An 18,319-nucleotide genomic window follows, 5' to 3' on the forward strand; every position below is an offset into this window, starting at 1 on the left:
CCAGTAGACCAAATTTTTTTAAAATACGTTGCTTTACTTTACCGTCCTTACGATATCCTTCTACAAGATAAACGTGAGTACGGCCTTCTTTATTGGTAGTTGTTTTGATAAATGCCATACTCTATTACACCATACACAACCATATACAACAAGAAAAATAGTTGGATTTTACAAAAAAACTCAGCTCTATCAAGGGTTTGAGCTAAGTTTTCATAAATCTAGGTGATAAAGTCGGGTGTAAATAAGTTTGCTTAGACTGCTTCCATTTTAAAATTGAATCCTCAAATGAGCTTGGCGAGATGCAGGTATAACTCAAGCTAGGCAAGTCGAAGTTAACGCCGTGTGGGATCAAAATAGAAAGAGTATTAGGGGTTTTTGGAGTTCGTGGTATAATAAGGAAAACTTAAAGGGGTGGACATGTCTACAAAAGAGCGAATTATTGAAAAGACCTTGGAATTGATGTACCAGCAGGGCTATCTGCCGACCTCCTTGGGACAAATTATGGAAGCAAGTGGTGTTGGCAAAGGTCAACTTTATTACTATTTCAAATCCAAAAAAGATCTGGGCTTACAGGCTACCGAAACCTTGCTTGCCAGGTGGGATCAGGAACTGATTGAGGAGATTCTACGAACTACTAAGCCTGTCCAAGAGCGTTTTGCGGAGATGTTGGAGTGGGTCTATAACTTTCAAGACCAGCAGGATAGTGCCACTTTTTATGGATGCCCAGTCGGAAACTTGATTGTAGAATTAGCCGCCCAGGATGGCGATTTCCGCCGGTTATTGGCCGATTTTATGAACCGTTGGACTGCTGCCATTGCCGAACTATTAGAGCTTTTACATGAAGACTGGGATCAGGAGAAAATTCACCGCCAAGCCCAGCAAATTCTAGCTCGGATTCAAGGCTCACTGGTCTTGCTGAAGTTGAATCAGGATCTTCAGGTACTCCAAGAAGCCATTGAGGACTTGAAGCAGAATTACTTATGAGTTAGATAAGCTTGTGGAAGCCGATTCTAGTTCCAAGGCTCATACACGTTTCTAGCAAAAAAACCATCAACGTCTGTTCTTGAATTAGAATCGACATCGATGGTTTTTGGTTTTTAAGTAAGAGATTAGCTCTTAACCCCTTGCAATTGGAGGAGTTCTTCGATTTCTGTGAGGCTTTCAGCACGGGCGATGGCACCGCGGAGTTTGGCTGCACCGGAGCTACCCCGGAGGTAGTGGGGAGCTAGGCCGCGGAACTCACGGATGGCAACGTACTCCCCCTTGAGGTTGATGAGGCGGCGCAGGTGCTCGTAGGCAATGCGCATCTTGTCTTCAAAGCTCAAATCAGGGAGAAGTTCACCGGTTTCCAGGTAGTGGTTGATTTGATTGAAGATGTAGGGATTTCCCATCGCAGCGCGGCCGACCATGACCGCATCGGCACCGACAACTTCCAAGCGTTGTTTGGCTTCTTCGGCGGTTCGAATGTCTCCGTTGGCGATGAAGGGAATTTTGGTGAGGGCTTGTGCCACTGTTTGGAGGGTCTCCAGGTCAGCGACGCCGGTGTACATTTGTTCCCGGGTCCGGCCGTGCATGGCAAGGGCGTCTACGCCAGCACTTTCAGCTGCGAGGGCATTTTCAACAGCCAGGCTTGGATCCGCCCAACCAGTCCGCATTTTGACGGTAAGGGGGATATCCAGGTGGGACTTGACGGTTTTGAGGATATGGTAGATTTTATCCGGATCCTTGAGCCACTTAGCTCCCGCCTCGTTTTTGACAACCTTATTGACCGGGCAGCCCATATTGATGTCCACGATATCGGTGCGGGTGTTTTCCTGAATAAATTCCGCAGCCCGAGACAGGCTATCCGCGTCACTCCCGAAAAGCTGAATGGAAACAGGATTTTCCCCCTCGTCGATGTGCAACATGTGGAGCGTTTTTTCGTTGTTGTATTGGATCCCCTTATCAGAGACCATCTCCATGACCACCAGACCAGCGCCAAGCTCCTTGGCAATTGTCCGGAAGGCAGAGTTGGTGACCCCAGCCATTGGCGCTAGGATCGTCCGGTTGGGAATCTCGACACTTCCAATTTTGAACGGAGTATTAAGATTTTTCATTGATGAGTTCCTCTAAATCGTGATCGGTAAATCGGTATTCTTTTTGGCAAAATTGACAGATAATCTCAGCTCCCTTATCTTGGTCAGCCATCTCTTGCAAGTCCTGATTTGGCAGGCTAGCCAAGGCGTTGAGGAACCGTTCGCGGCTACAGTCGCAATGAAAAGCGATGTTCTCTTCGCTCAGGCGGCTATAGGCATCGTCCCCATAAATAGCTGTCAGCAAGGCCTCAATGTGGTCTTCCGATTGCAACAAGCTGGAAATGGCTGGCATCTCCTGAATGCGCTTCTCAAAGCGGGCAATGTCTGCTTCCTTGGCACCCGGAAGCACCTGGAGCATGAAACCACCAGCCACTTGCACCCGGTCGTTCTCATCCAACAGGACATTAAGACCCACCGCAGACGGGGTCTGCTCACTCTCAGTCAAGTAGTAGGCGAAGTCTTCGCCGATTTCCCCACTGATCAGCGGAGTGGTAGACGTGTAAGGATTGCCCATCCCGTAGTCGGTAATGACAATAAAGAAGCCATTTCCCATAAACGGTCCAACCAGAACTTCACCGGTGGCTGTTTTTTTGATGTCTACCCCAGCATTCTGGATGTAGCCCTTGACTTGGCCCTGGGTATTGGCAACAGAAATGATGTGACCAAAGGAGGAATCACCAATCACCTTGAGGGTGATCTTGCTGTCGCCCTTTTGATTGGCTGCCAGCATCAGATTGGCAATCAGTGTCCGCCCCAAAGCAACAGTTGAAGAAGCCAAGGTCTGATGAGCCTCCTGCGCTGCCCGTACGGTTTCGGTCGCATCTACGACATAGGCCCGAAAGGCCCCATTTTTTGCGATTGTTTTGATTAAAGTATCCATGTTTTCCATTATAACAAAAAACTGAGAGAGAGACAGTGGGATGATTTGTCTGTCTCTTTCTCAGTAGGTTTTAATGGAAGGACGCCCAGATTAGTAAGAAGAAGAGGGCGTAGAAGACGAAGTAGAGCCATTTGAGGCGAACGATGATGGCGACGAGTTCGCGGAGGAAGGCACTGGGGATGTAGTAGCTGGCGGTGTTACAGCCGAGGCCGTCGCCTTTCATGCCGATTTGTTGGGCGTAGATGCTGGTGCGGAAGACATGGTAGTCGTTGGTGACAAAGAGGAAGCGAGGGTCTGTGACCAGGCTTTCGCCCAGTTGCTTGGAGTAGAGCAGGTTCTGGTAGGTGTTGACCGAGCGGTCTTCCAGGAGGATAGCCGTTTCCGGGATGTCAGTGGTCTCCAGGATGTAGTTTTGGATGGCCTGGGCTTCGCTGATTTTTTCGTCGGCTCCTTGGCCGCCGCTGGCGATGAGCTGGATGGCTGGATTGGTGGACTTGCGGAAGGCTTCGATGGCCTTATCTACCCGCTTCCGGAGCAGGGGTGTCACCTTTTCGCCGCCCAGGAGGCCGGCCCCATGGATGATGATGAAGTCATAATTTTTCTTTTTGGGCAAATGCAAATAAAGCCAAGAATAAATTAAAAATCCGGTAAAGGTGATGCCAAAAAGGATATAGGTGTAAATGGCAAAATAGTAGGGGATGTCCAGAAGGCGGTACTGGAGAAAGAATTCATAGTAAGTGAGCCGAATAATGAGGAGGACATAGAAGAGGACAATGGCGACTCCCAAGAAGAGGGAGAAATAATTGGCCTTGGAGCGGCCTTCCTTACGGAGCAAAATGAAGCCGTTGTAAATCAGGAAGAAGCCACCGATTAAGACTAGGAGGGGAAGGACAATGAGGAGGAGGCCGGAGAAGATCTGGTTGAGCAGCTCTAGACCTAGATCATAACTGAGTTGGGCTAGGTAGAGATAGCCGAAGATGAGAAAAATCATCATGACGATGGGATTGAGCAAACTGCGATTGTCCCGGAAAAAGGACCAGACCAGCAGAAAACCCCAACAAAGTGGATTTGGGATGGCAAAAATGGTCAGGAAGAAAAAAGGCAACATGTGCCAGACCGAGATCTGCGGCTGCTCGGGCCGCCAAACAAACCATAAGAGCAGGAGCGAGTAGGCCAGTCCCAAAGGCCAGGTCGGAAAAAAGACCTGGATTAGACCTGTTAGGCCTAGGAGGAGAGAGTTATACTTGGCAGCTGGTCGGCTGTAGTGGAGCCAGGCAAACAGCCCCGCTGAAATCCAGCCGAGGATTAGAAAATACAGGTGATTCATAGTGGTTCCTTTTAAACTAGTTTTTGTCTTAAATTATACCATGAAAAAGGGAGCGAATCTTCCAATCTTGCAAGGGGTGGTAGTAAGAAATTAAGTGTGAAGAGAAAAAGGTCGGGACAAGAGTCCAACTTCGGATGAACGGTTTAATACTCTGTTTATAAAAATGAAGGGAAGAACGGTAGAAGATGCTGGCATAGAGGAGGGAAAATAAGGTACCAATAAGCAGTATGAAACCACTGGATCGTTTGATGGATAAAGCGCTAGCAAGCAGAGAAATATACTTCCCACTGCTAGGCTGTTTAATATGGCTTCTTGTTACTACGACAAGTTGTCTCGTTTTGGGTCTTTTTACATAGGAATAAGATATTTTCAATTTAATAACTTAAAAGTATTCACAATCAATAACTTTTGAGTTATAATTTTTATTAGAAAGAGGTACTACTAGTGCACAATATCTATTTTTACAAGGATAAAAATGGCAACGAGCCTGTTTTAGATTATATGCGAGAACTTGCCAGTAAAAACGGGAAAGATAGTAGAATCAAACTCAATAAAATCAATGATTATATTGAGTTACTCAGTCAACATGGAACACGTGCAGGCGAGCCTTATATGAAGCATTTAGAAGCTGAAATTTGGGAGCTAAGACCACTAAGAGATAGAATTTTATTTGTTGCATGGATTGATGGTAGCTTTGTTTTACTCCATCATTTCATGAAAAAGACACAGAAAACACCTAAAAGAGAAATTGAACAAGCTAAACGTGAGCTAGCAGACTTAAAAGAAAGAGGTTTAGACAATGAAAAATAGTGCAATCGGTAGTAACTGGAAAGATGTTAGATCTGAGTTATTCAGCAAAGAAGAAATTTTAGAGAGTGATATGCGCGTGGCTATCATGAGTGAGCTTATTCGGGCTAGAAATGAAAAGGGGATTAGTCAGAAGAAATTAGAGGAGCTTAGCGGCGTTAGTCAGCCGGTTATAGCTCGAATGGAGACAGGGAAAACAAGCCCACAGCTTGATACCGTGTTGAAAGTTTTGGCAAGTCTTGGTAAGACCTTGGCTGTTGTGCCGTTAGAGCATGAGCAAGTATAGGAATGTAAAGCGATATTTTTGATTGCAGAAAGCTGTACTAGCTGTGGCTTTAGGAGGAGTTGAGCAATGATAGACTGATGGAGCCAAGGCTGCCTTAAGTAGCTTTGGCGGCCGTAAAAAGCATGACTCAGGAGCCTCGTGGTCAAGCATTGGCAGAATATTGAGGCTGGGACAAAAGTCTAGCCTCTATCTAATTGTAGATAGCTTATCGAAAGTATTCCATTAAAATCTTTGAAATCGAAAAACCACACGGTCATCCTCCCATCTTGCTTGGTTTCAAAATGGTTATGACAGTGTGGTTTTATTCAGGATCTATTCTTGTCTTACAACTCATCCAAGGCTTGGATGGCTGCTTGATAGTCAGGTTCTTGGTGGACATCTTCTAGGTATTCCAGGTAACGAACAGTGTTGCTTTCATCGAGGATGAGCACGGAACGGGAGAGGATGTGCCATTCTTCCATGAGGAGACCGTAGGCTTTTCCGAAGCTATTGTCAAAGTAGTCGGAGAGCATGATTGCCTTGTCTAGGCCTTCAACACCACACCAGCGCGCTTGGGCAAAGGGGGTGTCGATGGAGATGGTCATGATGACGGTATCTTCACGGCCAGCGAGGTTGGCATTGAATTGGCGTGTTTGAGTTGAGCAGACACCGGTGTCAATAGATGGCACGATGCTGAGAACTTTTTTCTTGCCAGGGAAACCACTGAGGCTGACTTTTTCTAGGTCCTTGTTGAGGAGGGTGAAGTCAGGGGCGATATCTCCGATTTGGAGACGGTCACCGATAAGATGGACTTCTTGTCCGAGAAATTGTGGCATAAGAAACTCCTTTCATTTCTTTCATTCTATCCTAAATGTGGTAAAAATGCTTAATAGGTGTTTTGGAAAAAGAAAAGAGGGAACAGGCTAAAAGTTAGGGGCTGAAAGCGAGGGAGTCGGAAATATCCCCTTTTATCAAGCTTTTTTATGGTATGATAGTAGGAAAAGAATGGAGGTTCGTTATGGTACGTCTACAAGATGATTTTTATGATGCACTCAATGGGGAGTGGGCGGCTACGGCTGTTATCCCTGAGGACAAGGCACGAACAGGTTCCTTTGTGGATCTGGCAGATGAGATTGAGGACTTGTTCTTGAAGCAAACGGATCAGTGGTTGGCAGGTGAGGATCTGCCACAGGATTCTGTTCTGAGCGAGTTTGTGGCCTTCCATCGTTTGGCAGCAGATTATGACCAGCGGGATGCGGATGGGGTCGCGCCTGTCTTGCCGTTGCTAGAAACCTACAAGAATTTGGCTTCTTATGAAGACTACTGCCAGCGCGTGGCGGAGTTTGAAATGGCGGGGACTCCCAACTTCTTCCCCTTTGGTGTGGCTCCCGACTTTATGAATGCTCGAATCAATGTTCTGTGGGCGGATGCTCCAGGAACCATCCTACCGGATACCTCTTATTATGCGGATGACCATCCGCAAAAGGAAGAGTTGTTGGCCTTGTGGCGTTCTTCGATGGAAGACTTATTGGCTAAATTTCCGTTTAGTGAGGAAGAAGTGGCGGACTTGTTAGACAAGCGTTTGGAATTGGACCGTCGCATTGCCAGTGTTGTTCTATCCCAGGAAGAGTCTTCAGAGTATGCAAAACTGTATCACCCTTACCAGTGGGAAGACTTTAAAAAGTTGGTTCCAGGTCTGCCTCTGGGAGCTATCTTCCAAGACATTCTAGGACAGGAGCCGGATCAGGTGATTGTACCGGAAGAGCGTTTCTGGCAAGCCTCTGAGCTCTTCTATTCAGAGGAAGCTTGGCCTTACTTAAAGGCAACCTTGATTTTGGGTGTCATTGATCAAGCAGATGCTTATTTGACCGATGAAATCCGGGTGCTTTCAGGAGCCTATAGTCGGGCCCTATCTGGAACACCGCTGCCAATGAATGCTAAGAAGGCGGCCTATTACCTGGCTCAAGGACCTTTTAGTCAGGCTTTAGGTCTCTGGTATGCGGAGCACTACTTCTCTCCAGAAGCCAAGGCCGATGTTGAAGCCAAGATTGAGCGGATGATTGCAGTTTATAAGAACCGTCTGGAAAGCAATGACTGGTTGAGCCCTGAAACCCGCGATAAGGCTATTGTTAAACTCAACAGCATTCGCCCTTACATCGGTTATCCTGAAGAGCTTCCAGCCCGCTACTATCAGAAGAAGGTTGACCCAGCCCTCTCCCTCTTTGAAAACGCCCAGGCCCTTGGTCGCCTAGAAATTGCCCACGCTTGGTCCAAATGGAACCAGGAAGTGGATGACAAGGAGTGGGGCATGCCAGCCCACATGGTCAACGCCTACTACAATCCACAGAAAAACCTGATTGTTTTCCCAGCGGCTATCCTTCAAGCGCCTTTCTACAGCCTTGAAGCCAGCTCCTCTGCTAACTACGGCGGAATTGGAGCCGTTATTGCCCATGAAATTTCCCATGCCTTCGATACCAACGGAGCCTCTTTCGATGAAAACGGTAGCCTCAACAATTGGTGGACCCAAGCCGATTATGATTCCTTCCAAGAAAAAACACAAAAAGTGGTCGATCTCTTTGAAGGCCAGGATTCCTATGGCGCAAAAGTGAATGGCAAGTTAACCGTATCGGAAAACGTCGCGGACCTAGGCGGACTCTCAGCAGCCCTCGAAGCGGCCAAACAGGACCCAGACTACTCTGCTACAGCCTTCTTTGAAAACCACGCCCTCATCTGGCGGATGAAAGGCCGCGAGGAATTTATGCAAATGATGGCCGCCGTAGACGTCCACGCACCTGCTAAACTCCGGGTCAACCTCCAACTACCAAACTTTGAAGAATTCCACCAAACCTTCCAGGTCACAGAAGCAGACGGCATGTGGCGGCAACCCGAAGACCGGATTGAGATTTGGTAGACAGCGAACTGACTACAGACTGATTGCATGAAGGAGAAAAGCCATGAAAAATGCCAAAGACAGTAGCCTCCGTAGATTACAGAGTTCCTTTCTCACTATTGTGTCATTGGGCATACTAGCGCTTGTCCTGGGACAAGCAAGACCACTGGCCTCGACCATCTTGGTAGCGATGATCGTTCTCGTGGCAGCTACAAACCTCATCCAGCTGCGAAATCTAGCCAATCAGGCAGATCAATCGTGATAAATTAGCAGGATTAAAACTACGGAATTAGTCGTAGCTAGACCCTGCTCCTCAAAAAGAGGGGCAGGGTTTTTGTAGTGCCAAAGCTCCATACACAACACCAAAACAAGAAAAAGGCTAGCCAAATCCCTTGTCACACATGGGTTTAGCTGGTCTTTGTTTATTTTTAGGTGATAAAGTCGGGAGGAGCACACCTTATTTACTAGAGTTGTTTTTTAAACCTTGGCCTCCAGTTCATCTTCCTCTTATTTTTAGTATCTGCGTGTTATAATGGTGCTATAAAGAGGTGGATGCTATGAGTGTAAAGGAAATCATTGGAAAGAAAATCAGGGAAGAAAGAGAAAAAAGAGGATTTTCTCGAGAGAGATTGTGTGGAGATGAAGAAGAATTAACAGTTCGCCAGTTGGCTCGGATTGAATTAGGACAATCCCTACCTTCGCTTATTAAACTCGAATATATCGCTCAGGTTTTAGATACTGATTTAGCAACTCTTTTAGCAGGAGAGAGCATCAGTATTCCGGATGAATATTTCACTATGAAATACCAACTGTTCAAGTTTCCAACCTATGGAGATGAGGAACGCTTGGCTAAGAAAATCCAGATGGTTGAAGATATCTATGAAAAATATTTCGATTATTTACCGGAAGAAGAACTTTATATGCTGGAGCTGGTTGATAATACATTGGATTACCGATCGACAGGCAAGACGGCAGCAGCAGAAGAAGTTTTTGAGGATTTTTTTAAACAGCTCTTTTTGAAAAAATACTATACCATAAATGATTTACTGTTGATTTCCTATTATGCTCTTCAGTGTCAAAATAAGGACTATGATAGAAACCTCCTAAAGTCGTTAGAGATAAAGGTTTTAGAACAGGAGATTTCGGGAGATGAATTTTACAATGCAGAATTGTTGGGAACGCTGACTGCAATAGCAGGGGTGTATTTGGATCATGCGGAGTATTCTCATATAAAAAGGCTATCAGATCGGATGCATATTCTTATTGCAGAGACACAGATACACAGTGCTAAACCGGCGGCTCTTATTTATGATGCCAAGTATTATCTGTACGTGGAGCATGATGTAGAAAAGGCCAGGAAATGTTATGATTTGGTGATTTTATTGGCACAAAATTTTGGAGACCCTGTTTTAGAGGCGAATACTCTAATGGAGCGAGAAAAGGATTCCATTTAAATTAAATAAGACCATGACATTTATGTCATGGTCTTATTTTTGTCCATTCTTTATAATGAATTCATAAAGTTTGAAAGCGTTTCATTTAGATGTTAGATTTTCAGCTTTGAGTAGTCGATAAGGTTTGTTCGATTAATGATGTGGTTGCCAAATATAGATATCAACACAAATGATAAAGCAGGGGTGTGAAAAATGAAACAGGTAAGATTTTTGTTAATGATTGTGACTTGGGTAGTAATTTTTATACCGTAAATAATTTTTAAATCATCTGTTGTTTGATAGATGATTCTAGGAGTAAAGCATTGTTTAGAAAGGGAGACATCATGAGTGTAGGGCGAGCAATTGCGGTTCGGGGTATCCGGAAGAAGTTTGGGACATTTACCGCCTTAGATGATATTAGTTTTGCGATTGAGTCAGGTGAGATTTTTGGTTTTCTGGGACCTTCGGGTTCTGGGAAGACAACTATGATCAATATTTTGACGGGGCAACTCTCATCGGATGGTGGTCAGGCTACTATTCTAGGCAAGAACTCAGATGAGTTGTCGGCTGATGAATTGGAACAAATCGGGCTAGTCGGGGATACAAGTGGTTTTTATGAAAAAATGACTCTTTATAAAAATCTCCTGTTTTACAGCAAGTTCCACGGGGTTCCAACATCACGGGTTGATGAGTTGTTACAAAAAGTTGGTCTGTATGGAAGTAGAAATAAGGTTGCTGAAAAACTATCAACAGGGATGAAGCAGCGGATGTTTTTGGTCCGAGCGCTAATCAATCAGCCGAAAGTTCTATTTCTGGACGAGCCAACTTCTGGTCTAGATCCTGCGACATCACGGACTATCCATGACTTGATTTTGGAGTTAAAAGCAGCGGGAACCACGATTTTTTTGACCACTCATGATATGCACGAGGCAACACTTTTGTGCGATCACCTAGCCTTACTCCATAAGGGGAGATTGGTTGAGGAAGGTAATCCTGCGGATTTGATTCAGAAGTACAATACGGATAGAAAAGTCACCCTTCGCTATATGAATGGCAATCAGAAGATTGTTGCCTTTAAGGATTTGGCAGTGACTTTAGCAGATCAACTGGAGGAGCTTGTTTCGATTCATTCTTGTGAACCAACTCTGGAAGATATTTTCATTTCATTGACAGGAGGAGAGTTAAATGTTTAAGCGAATGTCGGCTTTATTGTGGTTACGTCTCCAAATTATTTTTTCCAATAAAAGTATCTTACTTCAAATTCTACTACCGTTTGCCTTCGTCTATTTTTATAAATACCTCTTGGAGACACAAGGTGGGGGTGGAGAAATGGAAGTTTTGGCTCTTTTAGCCATCTGTCTACCCTTCTCTCTCGTGATGGCCGTGGGCAATCCGATTACGGTTATCTTGTCGGAAGAAAAAGAAAAGGGCAATCTACGAACCCTGCTCTTGAGTGGTGTGAAAGGTTATGAGTACCTTGTATCGACTTTGGTGATTCCCTTCATCTTGACTCTGATTATTATGGGAGCCGTTCCCCTAATTTTGAGAATTTCGATTGAAAATCTTGTTAATTATGGGGCGATTGTTTTCTTAACCTCCCTTGTCATTATTTTGATCTATCTTTTCTTAGGATTAGTGACTAGGAGTCAGGTGGAAGCTCAGGTTATTAGTATCCCTGCTATGCTTTTGGTAGCCTTTTTACCAATGCTAGCCAATCTAGATAAGAGTCTGGGAACATTTGTTGATTACAGTTTTATGGGGCTATTCACAGACTATGTGACCAAATGGCGGGCATTTTCTTGGAATGAGGCTTTGCAAAGTTCGCTGGCCTTAGCCGGCTGGTTTGTGCTTCTAATCATCTGTAATTTTTGGGCTCTCAGAAGAAGGAATCGGATGTAGTTTATTGGAGAAAAAGGTTTGAAGATTATTTATTAGGTGAAAGGAGGAAAGTTATGTTTTACCCAAGTTCTGTTGGTTTACTATTGATTGTAAAATTTCTTTTACCATAAGGGCTTTTACAATGTTTAGAATTTATGTTTGTTCCTAGTAGTGTGAATAGAAGGAGAAAAGTTATGATTTATCCAACTTTTATTATATTTCCTTTGCTTATAAAAGTTCTTCGGTAATAAGTAGTATTACAATGTTTAGAATTTATGTTTGTTCTTAGTAGTTTAAATAGAAGGAGGAAAGTTATGGTTTATCCAGCTGTTGTGATACTTCCCTGGCTCGTAAAATTTCTTCGGCCATAAGTACTATTAAGATGTTTAAAATGTATGTTTGTTTATGATGATTTGAATAGAAGGAGGAAAGTTATGATTTATCCGGCTTTTGCGATACTTCCCTGGCTTGTGAATTCAGTATTCCTAATAGTTTGAGTAGAAGGGGGAAAAGGCTCCCCAGTCTAGATTAAGATATAAGTAATAATAGATTGGAGAGAAGATGATTGGCTTAAATTTTGTGTATGAAAGAGATGAACTGCTATATTCGTTAGACTTGCCTATCGAACTGCAAGATCCATTCAGTGTGGATTATTTGGATTTTGATCATCAAAGTTTTGAAGATTTAATCGATTATATGGATTTTTTAGAATTTGATCGTTATATCTTTGTTGCGGTTGAAGAAAGTAGCCGTTTGCAACGTCTAGTGAATTATTTGTCGGATAAGGTAGAGTATCCCATTACTACTCTTGAAATGAATGCTTTAGGAAAATTATTATCTGATGAGCAAGTGATCAATGTACAAAAAGTCTTAGAAAATCATAGTGGTTATCAGACTCTAGGGACTTTAAAAACAGAAGAAGTTTTTGAGAATGGTTACAGAGCTTTCAGGAGTGCTATGTATCCTCACTTAACAAAGGGATTATTGAAACATGTGCAAGTTGATGAAGTAAATACATTTTTATCTGAAAATAAGGACTTAATTCCTCGTTTTGCGATTAACAGTGCGATTTATTCAGATACCGATTGTAATGACCCGAGCAATCCTTTTATTGTTAGATCTATTGCTAATTTTAGTAAAATGGAAACTTTTGCAAGATTAACGGAGCTGGAATTAAGGGATGCGCTGGAAGAATTCCTAAAATCTGGTCGTCTGATGTTAACAAATCATATCTTGGATTATGGTATTTTAACGGGAATATCAAGATTTAATTCTCTGGTATTTAAGCAGGACACATTTTATCTTGATTCGGCTATGAATATACCAATTGGTGACTCTGGTGAGAGTTTTCAAAAACTCTTTAATGAAGCTAGTATGAAATTAGGGAGACAGGTCATAGATGCCAACAATGAGATTTGGCGTTTAGTTCCCCTCTTAATTGCTATGAATCGTACCTATAATGATTTAGAATTTGTCACTCCTTATAATCAATACCATCTTGCGGCAATTGAAGACAGGATAGTTTCTTTAAATTGGATAGCATTTAAGAATTCAGACCATTATTTTGCCTTTAATCTTCCAAATAGTCGTATTTTCAAGATCAATCAAGTGGTTTTTGAGAAGCTTGAGTATATTATCAAAAATCGCCTTGATGAAAGAGATCTAGTGATGCAAAAAGTTGTAGAGGTCTTAGAAACGTATGCTTAATGAATTCATTCATAAAAAATTTCAAAGACGAGCTGAGCAGCTAGAGGTTATTGATAACTTATATAATGATACGACTTTTTCAGAATATTACCGATTGATTATCGAACAGGACAGCTTGTTAGAAAATGATTTGGATATTTATAAACGTTATTTTGATAAGACAATGCCTGTTTTAGAAATCGGGAGTGGTACTGGTCGTATTTTTAATCCCTTGTTTCAAGCAGGATATGATGTTTACGGTATCGAACCCTTTGAAGAAATGTCTCAGTATATTGATGAAAATGGTCGGGATAGAATTTATCCTCTGACTTTACAGGAAATTGAATCTCTACCTAAAAATAATATTGAGGTCATTATTATTCCGGCCACCTCGGTGTCTCTGTTTAGTCTCTCTGATTTTGAATATTTTTTAGAGTCTATAAAACGGCAACAACCTTTCATTAAACGAATTATTTTTGATTTTTTAAAGGAAGATTTCTTTCTTGATTCGATGGATAGTATTCAAAGTCATACGCTTGGATTAGGGAAATTTTATTATGTGAATTTCTTTGATCAATCAAGGGAGAAGATTATTTATAATCTTGCTAATTCTGAAAAACTGGGGATTTCAGTTAAATATGCTTACTCTCATACTAGTGTGAAAATTCTTTTTGAGAAGTTGGGTATCGGCTTTAATGTTATCTCTGATTCTAACTGCTATACCATGGTGGAAGGGGTGTTTCATGAGAAGGAATAATTTATTACTCATTGGTTCAGAAAGTCATGTCTGTCAAGACTATGTGAATCGGTACAAAGATACCTATGACACGATTGTTGGTATCGATTTTCCAGCAGAGTCAGGCTTAGAACACTATCTATCTGTTGATTTTCGTGAGGATGGATCTTATGAGAAAATAGCTCATTTTTTGGCAGACCTAGATAAACAATTTTCGCAGATTGTTTTTGCAGTAGGAGTGAATCCGATGAACGATGTTTTTGGTGTGACTATTAAGGACTGGGATACCACTTTTGATGTTAATGTGAAAGCAGCCCTTTTTTCCCTTAAATCAGCCTATGATTATTTTAGTCCTCAGACGGCTATTGTCCTTATTGCTTCACAAAATGGTGTTGTTGGTCACAGTCAGCGAATTGATTATGGAACCTCTAAAAGTGCCTTGATTCATTTAGCCAAAAATCTATCTGTTGATTACGCGAAAATCAATGATAAAGATATTCGTGTTAATGCAGTCTCTCCTTCTTATATCGCAACAGAGGAGAATAAGGATTTATTGGACTCTTATTTTGGAAAACGTTTATTAGCAAGAATTCCTTACCGGAGATTTGTCTCCCTTGAAGATGTAAGTCATTCCCTACATTTTCTCCTCGGAGAGGGGAGTCGATCAATGAGAGGGCAAAATCTGATTTTGGATTATGGCTATACGATTGTTTAAAAGGAGATGGTATGGTTCAAATGATTGAAGAGCTTCACCATATTCAATACAGTGTTTATAGGGATGAGCGATGGGTTTATAATGTCAGAAATGACAGAATGATTGTATCAAAGCAGCCCTTGGAAAATTATTTGGGAGAGATGGATGACTCTGCAAATCCCCTGTATGACTTTTATCATTCCCCTTATAAACGTGGAACATTCACAAATTTTCATTTATTGAGGATGATTGTGAATAGTTCAAAGATTGATTTTTTCCATAAGCTAGTATTATTTTTAATTAATAGATACTCGATGCTTGTGATGTTGGCACTAAGTATTCTATATTTGCTAAGATTCTCTGAGCAGCTACAATATTCTGTAGAACAGTTTTCTTTAAGTCAATTTTCAGTCGGTGAATTGGGAATGATTTATCTTACAGCAGTGGGAATTGTTTTACCTTTACATGAATATGCCCATTTTTCAGTTTATTATAAATATTTGAAACCTCCTAAAGTGACCTTTGGTTTTTCAATCCGTTATTTTTCAATGCCGGTCTTCTTTATAAAAGTTCCTTTTTATAGGTTATTATCAGATAAGAAAAAAAATGAGTTGATATTAGCGGGGATTAAATGCCAAGTTGCAATTTGGTTTTTCCTAAGTGTCCTTCACATGGTGAATCCTTCTCACTTTGTCAGTGGTCTCCTAATAGTCAATTTAGGTTTAATTGTCACAAACCTCTTACCTTTTTTGAAACTAGATGGATATTGGTATCTTAGTAACTTTCTAAAAGTAGATGATTATATGATTTACTTTAAAAATATGTTCTCTTCAAAGGCGACTTTTAGAATTGATATTCTGATTCTAGGGATTTTAAATTACATCTTAATTGCCTTGTCGATTTGGAGTTTTACTCATAACATCATTACACTTTTCACTTGATAAGGAGAAAACGATGGAACATTATGCTCTCTTAAATGGTAGTTATACACATGAGACGCTTTATGATCTGAAACCTGTTAGAGCAGAAGGAGCCTATTTATATAGCCAGGAAAATCGGAAATATTTAGATCTGAGAAGTGGTCTTTGGAATACCTCTTTGGGTTACGATAAGGAATTATATCAGAAGGTATCAGATAAATTTACTCAAATTTTAGAAAACAAGCTGCCCTACATTGATATTCATTCCTTTCAGCACAATAGTTATGAGGAAGTTGCTCAAAAATTATTAGCGATTACAGGAAATGCGTTTAAGCGAGTAATCTATACGAACTCGGGTTCTGAGAGTACAGAATTAGCCTTGAAAATTGCAGCCTATACGAATAAAAAAGCAGCTAAAAACCGAATTCTGGCATTTAAGAATTCATATCACGGAACATTTTTTGGGGGAGTTTCTGTCAGTGGTATTGATCAAGGCTTGAATACCTTGTTTTATCCCAAATACGGAGAAGTAACTTTTATTGATTTTCCTAAAAATCGAGAGGATGAGGAGAGAACACTAACGGCTTTAGCAAAGGATGCGGCCTTGTATGACGTGATGGTGATAGAGCCTGTGCTAGCTTCTGCGGGTGTTTATTATACGAGCGAAGCTTTCTTTAATAAGTTATTGAAATTACTGAGAGAGAATCAAGTGCTTACGGTTTTCGATGAAGTGGCAACTGGATTTTTCAAAACAGGCTTACCCTTCTTTTTCAATCATCTATCAGAGGTTCCAGATTTAATTTGCTTGAGTAAGGCCATTAATAATGGAATCACTCCCTTTGGTTGTGTTTGTGTTGCGGAAGAATTGGATCACCGATTGCAGAAATCAACTAGCACTAAAGAGCATTTTTCAACTCAAAACGGGAATTTATTGGGAATGGTTTCGGCAGAAGTTATTTTAGATTATTACCTAAAGGAAAAATCTTCGCTTGAAAATCGCGTCACATGGATTTCGGAAACTATTCGGAATATTTTCGATGTACAAGGTGTAGTCTATCGCACTATTGGAGTAATGACCTCTGTGCGAACGGCTTCAGGTTATGCAACCCAATTGGTAAAAGAATTGGAGAAACTGGGTATTCTTGTATATTTATATATAAATGATGATGAGGAAGGTTTATCGATTATGCCACCGCTTACTATTGATGAAGTCAGTCTTGAAAAAGCATTGACCATGATTGGTAAAAAGGTAGTGAAATATCAGTGAGAACCGATACTCTATTGAAAGGGGGTGAGGAAATGGAAAAGGAACTAATCAAATTTGAAGAAGTAGATTCTAAGGAGTTCAATGGTTGGGCTGAGCTTGGTCTTGCATTTGGATTTGGTATGGTAACTGGTACAGCAATAATTTTAACATAATTATGGCAAATACAGCATCTCATACATAATATTATATAAGGAGAAATATTATGGAATTTATTGATAATATGAAACAGGACCTTATTTTTGAAGAAATTGACTCACCTGAATTCAATGGAAATGTTAGGAATTTTGTTGAAGGATTTGGGGTTGGTTTAGGGATTGTAGCAGGAGTTGTGGCTTTAACTTAGGAGGAAATTTATGAAAGCGTTAGATAATTATGTGAATGAACTAGTCTTTGAAGAAATCGTAACAGACGAATTTTATGGTGACGGTTGGTTTCTTGGTGGAGTTACAGCTGGTGTTGTAGTCGGAGGATTGATTGTACTGACTTAGTCTGTAATTACTTTAAGCTAGTATTACGAGTATCTTTATGAAAAATGAAGTCATCTAGATAGAGCGATTCTGGATGACTTTATTTTTTAAAATAGATATGTGTTATAATAGAGTTGTGCTATAATAATAGAACAATGGAGGTATAGTCATGAAAAATACTCAGCCGAATAATCAGGAATTAAAGCGAATCTTTGTGTCCATTATCATCCTTGGTCCTTTGGCAGTCACTATGATGGATAGTAGACCGCTGGTATCCGCTATTTGTATCGCCTTCATCTTAATGCTGGCCTTAAAAGGATTGGTCAGTTTAAAGGATAAATAAAGCTCGTTTGCCAAACCTTGTTCCTCATCAATAGGGGCAAGGTTTTTCTTGTACTCAGAGTTAGAGAGAGTTCTTGAAGATTAAGGTTTTTTTAAAACTGTGTAAGCGTCCAATAACGAGGTATCTATCTTGAATCCCTATTATCCGATATACTAATAAAAAGATAAAAAATCGGAGGAAACAGATGCCAATCAATTTACTAGACCTAGGCCTTGTTCATCTAGTCTGTGGGAAAACAGATATGAGACAAGGAATTGACTCACTTGCTTACCTGATTAAAACTCAATTCCAACTAGATCCATTTTCAGGCCAAGTCTTCCTCTTTTGTGGAAGCCAAAAAGATCGCTTTAAAGCTCTTTATTGGGATGGTCAAGGATTCTGGCTTCTCTATAAACGGTTTGAAAATGGTAAGTTAACTTGGCCTGATGGAGAAAAGAAAATTCTCACTTTGACATCTGAACAAGTAGACTGGCTCATGAAAGGTTTTTCAACTACTCCAAAAATAAATCCCACAAAAAGTCGTGATTTCTATTGAAATCATGGCTTTTTTCGATATAATGAAGAAAAAGGAGGGCTAGTTGGCTTATGGAAGAATTATTGGCGATTATTGAACAACAAGCTGCTGTAAATCAACAACTAACCAATGAACTC

At 41.2% G+C, this 18,319-nt stretch carries 21 protein-coding genes; 17 read left to right on the plus strand and 4 right to left on the minus strand.

The features are described from left to right. Positions 1-417: 417 nt before the first annotated feature. Positions 418-984, plus strand: coding sequence for a TetR/AcrR family transcriptional regulator (locus HZY94_RS04005; protein WP_179925098.1), 567 nt, complete (start codon positions 418-420; stop codon positions 982-984). A gap of 125 nt (positions 985-1,109) precedes the next feature. Here HZY94_RS04005 and dusB read toward each other — a convergent pair whose 3' ends face one another. The 3 genes from dusB to HZY94_RS04020 all read right to left on the minus strand — a co-directional run bounded on the left by dusB (position 1,110) and on the right by HZY94_RS04020 (position 4,282). Continuing rightward, positions 1,110-2,096, minus strand: a complete 987-nt coding sequence (gene dusB / locus HZY94_RS04010) for a tRNA dihydrouridine synthase DusB (RefSeq protein WP_179925099.1) — start codon at positions 2,094-2,096, stop codon at positions 1,110-1,112. Next, complete coding sequence (gene hslO / locus HZY94_RS04015) at positions 2,083-2,955, minus strand: Hsp33 family molecular chaperone HslO (RefSeq protein ID WP_179925100.1); 873 nt, start codon at positions 2,953-2,955, stop codon at positions 2,083-2,085. Before hslO ends, dusB begins: the two co-directional genes overlap by 14 nt. A gap of 70 nt (positions 2,956-3,025) precedes the next feature. Beyond that, positions 3,026-4,282, minus strand: a complete 1,257-nt coding sequence (locus HZY94_RS04020; protein WP_373683179.1) for a YdcF family protein — start codon at positions 4,280-4,282, stop codon at positions 3,026-3,028. A 444-nt stretch (positions 4,283-4,726) separates the two neighbouring features. On the opposite strand from HZY94_RS04020, the gene HZY94_RS04025 reads away from it, so the two are divergent. Both HZY94_RS04025 and HZY94_RS04030 read left to right on the plus strand, forming a co-directional pair. Continuing rightward, positions 4,727-5,092, plus strand: a complete 366-nt coding sequence (locus tag HZY94_RS04025; RefSeq protein WP_179925101.1) for a type II toxin-antitoxin system RelE/ParE family toxin — start codon at positions 4,727-4,729, stop codon at positions 5,090-5,092. Beyond that, the gene (locus tag HZY94_RS04030; RefSeq protein WP_179925102.1) at positions 5,082-5,375 is read left to right on the plus strand and encodes a helix-turn-helix domain-containing protein; all 294 of its coding nucleotides are present in this window, start codon (positions 5,082-5,084) and stop codon (positions 5,373-5,375) included. The genes HZY94_RS04025 and HZY94_RS04030 overlap by 11 nt, the downstream gene beginning before the upstream one ends. A 323-nt stretch (positions 5,376-5,698) precedes the next feature. On the opposite strand, the gene tpx is transcribed toward HZY94_RS04030, so the two are convergent. After that, the gene (gene tpx, locus HZY94_RS04035) at positions 5,699-6,190 is read right to left on the minus strand and encodes a thiol peroxidase (RefSeq protein WP_179925103.1); all 492 of its coding nucleotides are present in this window, start codon (positions 6,188-6,190) and stop codon (positions 5,699-5,701) included. Positions 6,191-6,372: 182 nt separating this feature from the next. Here tpx and HZY94_RS04040 point away from each other — a divergent pair, with 182 nt between their 5' ends. The 14 genes from HZY94_RS04040 to tnpB all read left to right on the plus strand — a co-directional run bounded on the left by HZY94_RS04040 (position 6,373) and on the right by tnpB (position 18,203). Next, entirely contained in the window at positions 6,373-8,265 is a 1,893-nt protein-coding gene (locus tag HZY94_RS04040; RefSeq protein ID WP_179925104.1) for a M13 family metallopeptidase, read from the plus strand. Between the two features lie 43 nt (positions 8,266-8,308). After that, positions 8,309-8,506 carry a hypothetical protein gene (locus tag HZY94_RS04045; protein WP_179925105.1) on the plus strand — a complete coding sequence of 66 codons (198 nt, stop codon included), beginning with the start codon at positions 8,309-8,311 and terminating at the stop codon, positions 8,504-8,506. A gap of 295 nt (positions 8,507-8,801) precedes the next feature. Then, positions 8,802-9,698, plus strand: a complete 897-nt coding sequence (locus HZY94_RS04050) for a helix-turn-helix domain-containing protein (RefSeq protein ID WP_179925106.1) — start codon at positions 8,802-8,804, stop codon at positions 9,696-9,698. Between the two features lie 323 nt (positions 9,699-10,021). Continuing rightward, positions 10,022-10,870, plus strand: coding sequence for an ABC transporter ATP-binding protein (locus HZY94_RS04055; RefSeq protein WP_179925116.1), 849 nt, complete (start codon positions 10,022-10,024; stop codon positions 10,868-10,870). Next, complete coding sequence (locus HZY94_RS04060) at positions 10,863-11,576, plus strand: ABC transporter permease (protein ID WP_179925107.1); 714 nt, start codon at positions 10,863-10,865, stop codon at positions 11,574-11,576. Before HZY94_RS04055 ends, HZY94_RS04060 begins: the two co-directional genes overlap by 8 nt. 540 nt (positions 11,577-12,116) lie before the next feature. Next, positions 12,117-13,262 carry a hypothetical protein gene (locus HZY94_RS04065; RefSeq protein WP_179925108.1) on the plus strand — a complete coding sequence of 382 codons (1,146 nt, stop codon included), beginning with the start codon at positions 12,117-12,119 and terminating at the stop codon, positions 13,260-13,262. Next, a complete protein-coding gene (locus HZY94_RS04070; RefSeq protein WP_179925109.1) occupies positions 13,255-13,998 on the plus strand; it encodes a methyltransferase domain-containing protein in 744 nt (247 codons plus the stop codon). The genes HZY94_RS04065 and HZY94_RS04070 overlap by 8 nt, the downstream gene beginning before the upstream one ends. Next, positions 13,985-14,692 (plus strand): SDR family NAD(P)-dependent oxidoreductase, encoded by a 708-nt coding sequence (locus HZY94_RS04075; protein ID WP_179925110.1) that lies wholly within the window; start codon positions 13,985-13,987, stop codon positions 14,690-14,692. The genes HZY94_RS04070 and HZY94_RS04075 overlap by 14 nt, the downstream gene beginning before the upstream one ends. Before the next feature lie 11 nt (positions 14,693-14,703). Then, on the plus strand, positions 14,704-15,612 hold the full coding sequence (locus HZY94_RS04080; RefSeq protein ID WP_179925111.1) for a hypothetical protein: 909 nt from the start codon (positions 14,704-14,706) through the stop codon (positions 15,610-15,612). 13 nt (positions 15,613-15,625) lie between these two features. After that, positions 15,626-16,858: an aminotransferase class III-fold pyridoxal phosphate-dependent enzyme gene (locus tag HZY94_RS04085; protein WP_179925112.1), complete on the plus strand. Its 1,233-nt coding sequence runs from the start codon at positions 15,626-15,628 to the stop codon at positions 16,856-16,858. Between the two features lie 202 nt (positions 16,859-17,060). Further along, positions 17,061-17,201 carry a hypothetical protein gene (locus tag HZY94_RS04090; RefSeq protein ID WP_179925113.1) on the plus strand — a complete coding sequence of 47 codons (141 nt, stop codon included), beginning with the start codon at positions 17,061-17,063 and terminating at the stop codon, positions 17,199-17,201. 10 nt (positions 17,202-17,211) lie between these two features. Then, the gene (locus HZY94_RS10505; protein ID WP_257151899.1) at positions 17,212-17,346 is read left to right on the plus strand and encodes a hypothetical protein; all 135 of its coding nucleotides are present in this window, start codon (positions 17,212-17,214) and stop codon (positions 17,344-17,346) included. A gap of 148 nt (positions 17,347-17,494) precedes the next feature. Further along, positions 17,495-17,668 carry a hypothetical protein gene (locus HZY94_RS04095; RefSeq protein ID WP_179925114.1) on the plus strand — a complete coding sequence of 58 codons (174 nt, stop codon included), beginning with the start codon at positions 17,495-17,497 and terminating at the stop codon, positions 17,666-17,668. 184 nt (positions 17,669-17,852) lie between these two features. Beyond that, positions 17,853-18,203 carry an IS66 family insertion sequence element accessory protein TnpB gene (gene tnpB / locus HZY94_RS04100; protein ID WP_179924505.1) on the plus strand — a complete coding sequence of 117 codons (351 nt, stop codon included), beginning with the start codon at positions 17,853-17,855 and terminating at the stop codon, positions 18,201-18,203. Positions 18,204-18,319: the final 116 nt, after the last annotated feature.

Source organism: Streptococcus danieliae (assembly GCF_013415245.1).
Taxonomy (GTDB): Bacteria; Bacillota; Bacilli; order Lactobacillales; family Streptococcaceae; genus Streptococcus; species Streptococcus danieliae_A.

Excerpts from the sequence above, each read along its gene's own strand:
- HZY94_RS04090 (WP_179925113.1), top strand. The coding sequence starts at position 17,061 with ATGGAATTTATTGATAATATGAAACAGGACCTTATTTTTGAAGAAATT.
- HZY94_RS04070 (WP_179925109.1), top strand. The coding sequence starts at position 13,255 with ATGCTTAATGAATTCATTCATAAAAAATTTCAAAGACGAGCTGAGCAG.
- tpx (WP_179925103.1), bottom strand. The coding sequence starts at position 6,190 with ATGCCACAATTTCTCGGACAAGAAGTCCATCTTATCGGTGACCGTCTC.
- HZY94_RS04045 (WP_179925105.1), top strand. The coding sequence starts at position 8,309 with ATGAAAAATGCCAAAGACAGTAGCCTCCGTAGATTACAGAGTTCCTTT.
- HZY94_RS04080 (WP_179925111.1), top strand. The coding sequence starts at position 14,704 with ATGGTTCAAATGATTGAAGAGCTTCACCATATTCAATACAGTGTTTAT.
- HZY94_RS04075 (WP_179925110.1), top strand. The coding sequence starts at position 13,985 with ATGAGAAGGAATAATTTATTACTCATTGGTTCAGAAAGTCATGTCTGT.
- HZY94_RS04060 (WP_179925107.1), top strand. The coding sequence starts at position 10,863 with ATGTTTAAGCGAATGTCGGCTTTATTGTGGTTACGTCTCCAAATTATT.
- HZY94_RS04020 (WP_373683179.1), bottom strand. The coding sequence starts at position 4,282 with ATGAATCACCTGTATTTTCTAATCCTCGGCTGGATTTCAGCGGGGCTG.
- HZY94_RS04005 (WP_179925098.1), top strand. The coding sequence starts at position 418 with ATGTCTACAAAAGAGCGAATTATTGAAAAGACCTTGGAATTGATGTAC.
- HZY94_RS04050 (WP_179925106.1), top strand. The coding sequence starts at position 8,802 with ATGAGTGTAAAGGAAATCATTGGAAAGAAAATCAGGGAAGAAAGAGAA.
- HZY94_RS04065 (WP_179925108.1), top strand. The coding sequence starts at position 12,117 with ATGATTGGCTTAAATTTTGTGTATGAAAGAGATGAACTGCTATATTCG.
- HZY94_RS04040 (WP_179925104.1), top strand. The coding sequence starts at position 6,373 with ATGGTACGTCTACAAGATGATTTTTATGATGCACTCAATGGGGAGTGG.
- tnpB (WP_179924505.1), top strand. The coding sequence starts at position 17,853 with ATGCCAATCAATTTACTAGACCTAGGCCTTGTTCATCTAGTCTGTGGG.
- dusB (WP_179925099.1), bottom strand. The coding sequence starts at position 2,096 with ATGAAAAATCTTAATACTCCGTTCAAAATTGGAAGTGTCGAGATTCCC.
- HZY94_RS04085 (WP_179925112.1), top strand. The coding sequence starts at position 15,626 with ATGGAACATTATGCTCTCTTAAATGGTAGTTATACACATGAGACGCTT.
- hslO (WP_179925100.1), bottom strand. The coding sequence starts at position 2,955 with ATGGATACTTTAATCAAAACAATCGCAAAAAATGGGGCCTTTCGGGCC.
- HZY94_RS10505 (WP_257151899.1), top strand. The coding sequence starts at position 17,212 with ATGAAAGCGTTAGATAATTATGTGAATGAACTAGTCTTTGAAGAAATC.
- HZY94_RS04055 (WP_179925116.1), top strand. The coding sequence starts at position 10,022 with ATGAGTGTAGGGCGAGCAATTGCGGTTCGGGGTATCCGGAAGAAGTTT.
- HZY94_RS04030 (WP_179925102.1), top strand. The coding sequence starts at position 5,082 with ATGAAAAATAGTGCAATCGGTAGTAACTGGAAAGATGTTAGATCTGAG.
- HZY94_RS04095 (WP_179925114.1), top strand. The coding sequence starts at position 17,495 with ATGAAAAATACTCAGCCGAATAATCAGGAATTAAAGCGAATCTTTGTG.